This window comes from Pseudoalteromonas sp. (genome assembly GCF_041613455.1).
Classification (GTDB): Bacteria; Pseudomonadota; Gammaproteobacteria; order Enterobacterales; family Alteromonadaceae; genus Pseudoalteromonas.
The window spans coordinates 1-7,765 of the sequence record NZ_JBFJHD010000139.1 but is presented as its reverse complement, the minus strand read 5'-3'; the positions used below and the strand labels follow the sequence as shown (position 1 = coordinate 7,765).

Genomic DNA, 7,765 nt, shown 5'->3' with positions numbered 1-7,765 from the left:
GAAGCTTCTGTCGCAACAGCAACACAACTACAAGGCAAAGCCCTGTCGTTTAATAACATTGCCGATACCGATGCTGCACTTGAGTGTGTTAAAGAGTTTGATGCCCCTGCGTGTGTTATTGTAAAACACGCCAATCCATGTGGCGTATCAATCGGTGGCAACATTCTTGAAGCGTACGAGCGTGCGTTCAAAACCGATCCTACCTCAGCATTTGGTGGCATTATTGCCTTTAACCAAGAGCTTGACGCAGCTACGGCACAAGCCATTGTTGAGCGCCAATTTGTTGAAGTCATTATTGCGCCTAGCGTGTCTGATGCTGCGGCTGAAATTGTTGCCGCAAAACAAAACGTGCGTTTATTAGTGTGTGGTGAGTTTTCAGCCAAAGTAGGCGGCCAAGACATTAAACGTGTTAATGGTGGCATTTTAGTGCAAGACCGCGACTTAGGTATGGTTACCCAAGGCGATTTAAAAGTCGTCTCTAAGCGTCAACCTACTGAGCAAGAGCTTAAAGACTTATTATTCTGCTGGAAAGTGGCTAAATTTGTGAAATCTAACGCCATTGTGTATGCCCGTGACGGCATGACCATAGGTGTAGGTGCCGGCCAAATGAGCCGTGTCTACTCTGCAAAAATTGCTGGTATTAAAGCCGCCGATGAAAACCTTGAAGTAAAAGGCTCTGTAATGGCCTCGGATGCGTTCTTCCCATTCCGTGATGGTATTGATGCCGCTGCTGAAGCTGGCATTACTGCGGTAATTCAGCCTGGTGGTTCAATGCGTGATGCCGAAGTGATTGCAGCAGCAGATGAAGCAGGCATGGCCATGGTGTTTACCGGCATGCGCCACTTCCGTCACTAATCCCGTAAAGGGCTAACGCTTGCAGTTAGCCCTTTTGGTTTGCGACAAATTCACGTATTGTGCTTATTCTATAACCACTATTAATTATAATGTGAAGGATTAGACGATGAAATTTGCCCTAAAAACGCTACTGGTTGCTACCCTATCGTTAAGCTCAACCATGACATTAGCCCACAATCAAGGCCATGAGTCTGCGTTGCAGCAGGCGGTTCAATCGAGTGAACGTAATAGTGACCGTGACCAATATCGCCACCCATTAGCAACACTGGCATTTTTTGGCTTTGAGCCCACCATGACGGTAGTTGAAATTGCCCCTGGCGGTGGTTGGTACAGTGAAATTTTAGCGCCAGCACTGAAAGCGCAAGGCACCTATTACGCTGCGCACTTTCCTGCTGATTCATCGGTTGGTTACTACCAACGCTCACTTGCCGGCTTTAAAACTAAAATAGCGAACGACGCACGTTTTAGCGATGTTAAACTGACCGAGTTTGCACCTTCCACACATTTAGCGATTGCCCCAGCTGGCAGTGCCGACATGGTACTCACGTTTCGCAACGTACATAACTGGTATATGAGCAAAGATAAAGACGCGGCAAGTAATGCCTTTAAATCTTTTTATACAGCGCTCAAACCAGGGGGAACGTTAGGGGTTGTTGAACACCGCCTGCCTGAAGACCGTGCTGACGAGATGCAACAGTCATCGGGTTATATGAAACAAAGTGTGGTAATAGCGCTGGCCAAACAAGCCGGCTTTGAATTTGTAGCAGATAGCGACATTAATGCAAACCCTCTGGATACAGCTGATCACCCTAAAGGGGTGTGGACGCTACCACCAAGCTTACGTTTAGGCGAGCAAGATGCCGCTAAATATAAAGCCATTGGTGAAAGCGACCGAATGACGCTGAAATTTAAAAAACCGCTTTAAATAGGAATTTTTCGCCATGAATGTTTTAGTCATCGGCAGCGGCGGCCGCGAACACGCACTTGCGTTTAAAGCCGCTCAAAACACCAAAGTAAACACTGTATTTGTTGCCCCTGGTAATGCCGGCACCGCACTTGAACCAAAACTTGAAAACGTTGCCATTAATGTAGACGACCTAGACGGTTTACTGCAGTTTGCTCAGCAAAATAACGTTGAGCTAACCATAGTGGGCCCCGAAGTGCCGTTGGTATTAGGTGTGGTTGATAAGTTTCGTGAACATAATATGGCTATTTTTGGCCCCACAGCGGGCGCTGCTCAGCTGGAAGGCTCGAAGTCATTTACTAAGGACTTTTTAGCTCGCCATAATATACCGACTGGCGACTACCAAACGTTTGAACAAATCGAACCTGCCCTTGCTTACTTAAAAGCCAAAGGTGCACCGATTGTGATTAAAGCCGATGGCTTAGCCGCAGGTAAAGGCGTGATTGTGGCGATGACTGAAGCAGAGGCTGAAGCGGCAATTCGCGATATGTTAGCCGGTAATGCCTTTGGTGAAGCCGGTAGCCGCGTGGTTATTGAAGAGTTTTTAGACGGTGAGGAAGCATCGTTTATCGTTATGGTTGATGGCAAAAACGTACTGCCATTCGCCACCAGCCAAGATCATAAACGTGCTTATAATGGCGATGCGGGCCCGAATACTGGCGGCATGGGTGCCTACTCACCGGCGCCAGTAGTTACCGCTGAAATCCACCAGCGCATTATGAACGAAGTAATTTACCCAACTGTAGAAGGCATGGCTGCAGAAGGCCATCCATACACGGGCTTTTTATACGCGGGCTTAATGATTGATGCCGATGGCACACCTAAGGTCATTGAATATAACTGCCGTTTTGGCGATCCTGAAACACAACCTATGATGTTGCGCTTGCAATCTGATTTAGTTGAGTTAATTGAAGCGGCGAATCGCGAAGAGCTGGATAAAACCACCATTGAGTTTGACCCTCGTGCGGCTGTAGGTGTGGTACTTGCTGCCAAAGGCTACCCAGATGCTTATCCGAAAGGCGATGCGATTACAGGCTTACAGGTTAACTACCCGGCTGGCGAAAAAGTATTTCATGCCGGCACCAAGCAAGATGGTGATAGCGTAGTAACCGCTGGCGGACGCGTACTGTGTGCCACCGCATTAGGTAACACGGTAACCGAAGCCCAGCAACGCGCCTACCAATTGGTTAAGCAAATTAGCTGGGATGGCATGGAATACCGTACCGATATTGCGTATCGTGCAATTGCTCGAGAGCAATAACACATAATGCCCTTGTGGTTAATATAGCACTAAAAAAGCGCAGTTTACTGCGCTTTTTTAGTGCTACACTTATTAGCTTAATAGGGCCTTTATAAAGTACTGAGTAACATTGGATTTTAAAACTTTACGTTATCACGCGTTAGCGGTCGCTATACTCGTGCTGATCTTTTTTATCATCAATACGTTAGCATCCAACCTAGTGACGCCGACGCGTTACACTATTGATAAAATCGCCCCCGTTTACTTAAACTATGCTTACTATATCGATAACAGCAAACAACTCGATTTTGATCAGATCATAAAGCAACCACAGCTGCGCATTAACCAGCCGTTGACCCACATTCCCTGGAGCTTCGCTGAACAAAATTACTGGTTGTTTATCGAACTAAATAACAAAAGCAACAAGGCAGAACAAATTGTTGCCCACTTTGATAACCCTATGGTTGATCACCTCACCGTGTATCAGCTTAATGCACAAAATCAATTGCTCGATACCCAACACTTTGGCGATAAACAACCTTCATTATCGTTATTTCAATACAGTGTGCCACATTATCGTTTTACTTTAGCCAGTAAATCTACCCAGCGCTTGGTTATAAAAATAGACACCATAGGGATCAGTAAAACCCCTGTTAACCTTTATCGCAATAAAGAGTTTATCGACTTAGTACGCTCACAAGCGGGTATTTGGGGGATTTTTGTTGGCGTATTATTAATGGCCGCGCTGTATAACTTAGTACTGTATTTTGGCATTAAAGACCGCGTTTACTTAATCTACATTGGCTATATTATCAGTGCAATTACCCTGATGGGCGCGGTGTTAGGCTTTGGTTTTTATTTATGGCCAACCGCTTGGCAGTTATGGCTACATGAAAAAATAGTGCTGAGTAATTACGCCATCGCCTTTTTTACGCTGGCGTTTTGTACCATGTTTTTACGCTACCATAAAGACAAGTGCTGGCGCTATACCCTGAGTTTAGCCTTGTTAGCCTTGATGCTGGTGTTAGCCGTGGCAAGCTTATTTATACCTGAAAATATTGCCGCCCCACTGTTTTTTGTGATCATGGCGTTGCTTTATATTGTCTGCATTATTTTAATTTATAATAAATTACGCAGTGGCTTTCGCTGGGCTAAATATTATGTACTGTCTTGGGTGCCGTTAATATTAGGCGCGGCAATTCAACCATTAGAGCTAACCGGGATCCTGCCCTATAGCTTTGCCACACACCATGCTTTTTTAGTGGCTATTTTGTGTGAGGTGGTATTAATGGCGATGGCGCTTGCCGATAGAGTACGCTATCAAAGAGAGCGCGCCTTGTATCACGCCACCCATACGCAACAAACTAAGTTACTTAACAGCGCTAAGCTCAAGCAAGCGTTTATGGCACTGCAAGCCCAGCAACGCCAGTTTGCGTTGTGTTTAATTAAAATTCGTCATTTTAACTCGCTCAATACCATTATCACCCCAGCACAAGGTTACACACTGATAAGACACGTGGCCGATAAACTCGCGCTACAGCTCAGTTATGAACGGGAGTTTATTGATCTTGATAGCGATTTAAGCGCCAATAACCAATTTGTCGATTTAGGCAGTGGCGTGTTTGCGTGTATTTCGAGTAAAACCCAAAGCCAAGCTATGCTTACAGAGCGGCTCACTAAAATACTGACTGGGCTACCTAAACAGTACGAAATAAAAGGTTTAAATTTACAGCTAAATTATTCTATAGGCATTAGTTACCTCAATGACAGTGATGACTTTGATTATTGGTTACAGCATGGCTACTCAGCGCTTAAAAATGCCAAAGGCAACAGTAATAAAGTCAGTAGTTCAACGGGTAAAGAGCAGCTAATGATGGACGTGGCCTTGGCAGCTAAGCTGCAACAGGCAATTAAAAACAATCAACTGGCACTGTATTATCAGCCACAAATAAACCTCAGTAACAATCAGGTCAGAGGCGCCGAAGCACTACTGCGCTGGCCAGTGGCTGAATTTAAAAACATATCCATAGAGCAGCTCATTTTGCTGGCTGAACACACAGGTATTATCAACGAGCTAACGCTATGGGTGATTGAGCAAGCCTGCAAAGACATAAATAACTTTGCCCAGCAAAACTACACAGCGCATACCATTAGTGTCAACCTAAGTGCCAAGAACCTCAGCATTAATAACTTAGTTGAAAAAGTAGAAAACATTTTAATTAAATACCAAGTACCCGCGCAGTTATTAAAATTTGAGCTCACCGAATCGGCGTTTGTAGAAAGCCAACAAGCGTTGATCATGCTAGTAGATGAGTTGCGCGTATTGGGGGTTAAAGTCGTGCTGGATGACTTTGGTACCGGCTATGCGTCATTGAGCTACTTAGTTAACTATCACTTTAGTGAACTAAAAATAGATAAATCCTTTGTGCTTGATTTAGCAAATAACAGCACCCATCAAGTGATTGTGAAAACCGCCATCGACATGGCCCATAACCTAGGGCTTACTATTACTATTGAAGGCGTTGAAACGCAGCAAGCGCATCACTTACTCAAAGCAATGCATGCCGACTACAGCCAAGGTTACTTATACGCCAAACCATTATGCTACGACGATTATTTGTTGTTCTTACAAGGCCAATATAACTTATAAATGATAGACTACTGTTTTTAACATCTTTAGGGGCCAAGTAAAGATGCAAGGCACACTGCGCAAATTAAAATCAAGCTTAACCGCACCCGTTCAATATCAATTGCCTGTAGGCGAGCATTTAGTCGATTTAAATGCCTATATAGGTAAACAGCTTACGCTTACCTTTAGCGGCACTATTTTATGTTCAAACTGCGGTAAAAAAACTAAAAAAAGTTACTCTCAAGGTCATTGTTTTGTCTGCATGCGTAAGCTGGCAAGCTGCGATATGTGTATTATGAAGCCCGAAACCTGCCATTACGATCAAGGTACTTGCCGCGAGCCAGAGTGGGGCGAAGAAAACTGCATGATCCCACACTATGTTTACCTTGCTAACACCTCAGGGTTAAAAGTGGGTATTACTCGCCATACGCAAATACCTACCCGTTGGATTGATCAGGGAGCCACTCAAGCACTGCCTATTTTTAAGGTGCAAACGCGCTTGCAATCGGGCTTAGTTGAGGTGGCACTTGCCGAGTTTATTGCCGATAAAACTAATTGGCGCAATATGCTTAAAGGGCAAAACGATGAGCTTGACTTAAAAGCCGCGGCAGCCGAACTGATCCCACAAATTAGTGACAAACTAAACGAACTCAGCGAACTGTTTGGTGCGACTGCGATTGAACAACTGGATGAAGAAGTGGTTGATTTAACCTTTCCGGTTACGGCATACCCAACAAAAATTAGCTCATTTAACTTTGATAAAAACCCCGTGGTGAGTGGCGTACTACAAGGCATTAAAGGCCAGTACCTCATTTTTGATAACGGTGTGATCAATATTCGTAAATTCACTTCCTACGAAGTCACCGTAGGTTAAAGAGAGTGCGGAAGCATGCTTAATCAGTTCCCACAGTTAGTCATTCTCTATGACGACCTTGAGGTCGTTCATAGTGTGAAAGAGCGTGCAGAATACTTACACAGCGTGGCGGCCGATGATTTATCGCAAGTGCTTATCGTAAATAAGCAGGCGCAATATTTTACTCTGGCTAATACGCTGAGCGAGCCATTAAGCTCAGCGCAGCTTGCAACACGGGTGACTAATTACTTATTAAACGAGGGGCATTGTTGTTTAAGTAAAATAACGTCCCTTACACCACAGCAAGCCTTTGCACTACTCGAAATCGACTAATGCTTTAACATGCGCAATCGCACTACGACCGAGTGCCGAGAGCGCATATCCCCCTTCTAGGTATGAGATAATCCCTCGACAATGATGTTGTTGGCTAAACTGCGCTAACTGCTCGGTTAACCAGCGATAATCTTCTTCTATAAATTTTAAACTCGCCATATCATCTTCGTAGTGGGCATCAAATCCAGCGCTAATAAATAATAATTCGGGCTTAAATGCACTGAGTTTAGGCAGCCATTGCTGCGTATAAAGCGCTTTTAAATCTTTGCCATCACTGCCTATTGAAAGGGGTGAATTTACTAAGGTAGCATTGTTTTTCACCGCGGTATTGGGGTAAAACGGAAACTGAAATAGCGAGCAAAACAACACGTTTTCGTCGTGGTAAAAAATATCTTGTGTGCCATTACCGTGGTGCACATCAAAGTCAACAATGGCAATGCGCTTAACCCCTTTACTTTGTGCATACTTAACTGCGATAGCAAGGTTATTAAACACACAAAAACCCGCTGACGTGGTGCGGTTGGCATGATGCCCTGGCGGGCGCACCGAGCAAAACGCCGCATCGAGGTTACCGGCCAGTATTTCATCCACCGCTAATAGCCCCGCGCCCACCGCCCGCTCAATCGCTTTTAGTGAGTCGGGGCATAGCCACGTATCACCATCTAAATCGGCTAAGCCAGCTTTAGGCAGTCTACTTTCAACATAATTATCTAATGATTCGTCATGCGCTAATAGGTAGTGCTCGCGGCGGGCTTTGGGGGCTTGTTTTTGTTCAATCGCAATGTCTAAACCACTGGCAAGTAACCGGTCGTTAATCGCATCTAAACGCTCTGGGCACTCTGGATGATCATCAATCATTTTGTGTTTACGACAATGGGGGTGAGAGATAAT

General features: G+C 44.8%; 7 protein-coding genes. 6 read left to right on the top strand and 1 reads right to left on the bottom strand.

Going from position 1 to position 7,765, the window contains the following annotated elements; all coding sequences use genetic code 11:
* From purH to ABYB02_RS12105, 6 genes are all read left to right on the top strand, one after another.
* Positions 1-855, top strand: an 855-nt coding sequence (purH, locus tag ABYB02_RS12130; RefSeq protein WP_372762708.1) for a bifunctional phosphoribosylaminoimidazolecarboxamide formyltransferase/IMP cyclohydrolase, incomplete at its 5' end; no start/stop codon positions are given.
* A gap of 106 nt (positions 856-961) precedes the next feature.
* Positions 962-1,780, top strand: a complete 819-nt coding sequence (locus tag ABYB02_RS12125; RefSeq protein WP_372762707.1) for a class I SAM-dependent methyltransferase — start codon at positions 962-964, stop codon at positions 1,778-1,780.
* Positions 1,781-1,796: 16 nt separating this feature from the next.
* Complete coding sequence (purD, locus tag ABYB02_RS12120; protein ID WP_372762706.1) at positions 1,797-3,080, top strand: phosphoribosylamine--glycine ligase; 1,284 nt, start codon at positions 1,797-1,799, stop codon at positions 3,078-3,080.
* Between the two features lie 109 nt (positions 3,081-3,189).
* Positions 3,190-5,709, top strand: a complete 2,520-nt coding sequence (locus ABYB02_RS12115) for an EAL domain-containing protein (protein WP_372762705.1) — start codon at positions 3,190-3,192, stop codon at positions 5,707-5,709.
* 43 nt (positions 5,710-5,752) lie between these two features.
* On the top strand, positions 5,753-6,562 hold the full coding sequence (locus ABYB02_RS12110) for a DUF2797 domain-containing protein (protein ID WP_372762704.1): 810 nt from the start codon (positions 5,753-5,755) through the stop codon (positions 6,560-6,562).
* Positions 6,563-6,577: 15 nt separating this feature from the next.
* On the top strand, positions 6,578-6,874 hold the full coding sequence (locus ABYB02_RS12105; RefSeq protein ID WP_372762703.1) for a DUF4144 family protein: 297 nt from the start codon (positions 6,578-6,580) through the stop codon (positions 6,872-6,874).
* Here the strand turns inward: ABYB02_RS12105 and ABYB02_RS12100 are convergent.
* On the bottom strand, positions 6,857-7,765 hold a 909-nt coding region (locus ABYB02_RS12100; RefSeq protein WP_372762702.1), incomplete at its 5' end, for a histone deacetylase family protein. The two genes, ABYB02_RS12105 and ABYB02_RS12100, sit on opposite strands and share 18 nt — an antisense overlap.

What these genes read in the sequence shown, in the direction of transcription:
- ABYB02_RS12125 (WP_372762707.1), top strand. Translation starts at nt 962, where the DNA reads ATGAAATTTGCCCTAAAAACGCTACTGGTTGCTACCCTATCGTTAAGC.
- purD (WP_372762706.1), top strand. Translation starts at nt 1,797, where the DNA reads ATGAATGTTTTAGTCATCGGCAGCGGCGGCCGCGAACACGCACTTGCG.
- ABYB02_RS12110 (WP_372762704.1), top strand. Translation starts at nt 5,753, where the DNA reads ATGCAAGGCACACTGCGCAAATTAAAATCAAGCTTAACCGCACCCGTT.
- ABYB02_RS12105 (WP_372762703.1), top strand. Translation starts at nt 6,578, where the DNA reads ATGCTTAATCAGTTCCCACAGTTAGTCATTCTCTATGACGACCTTGAG.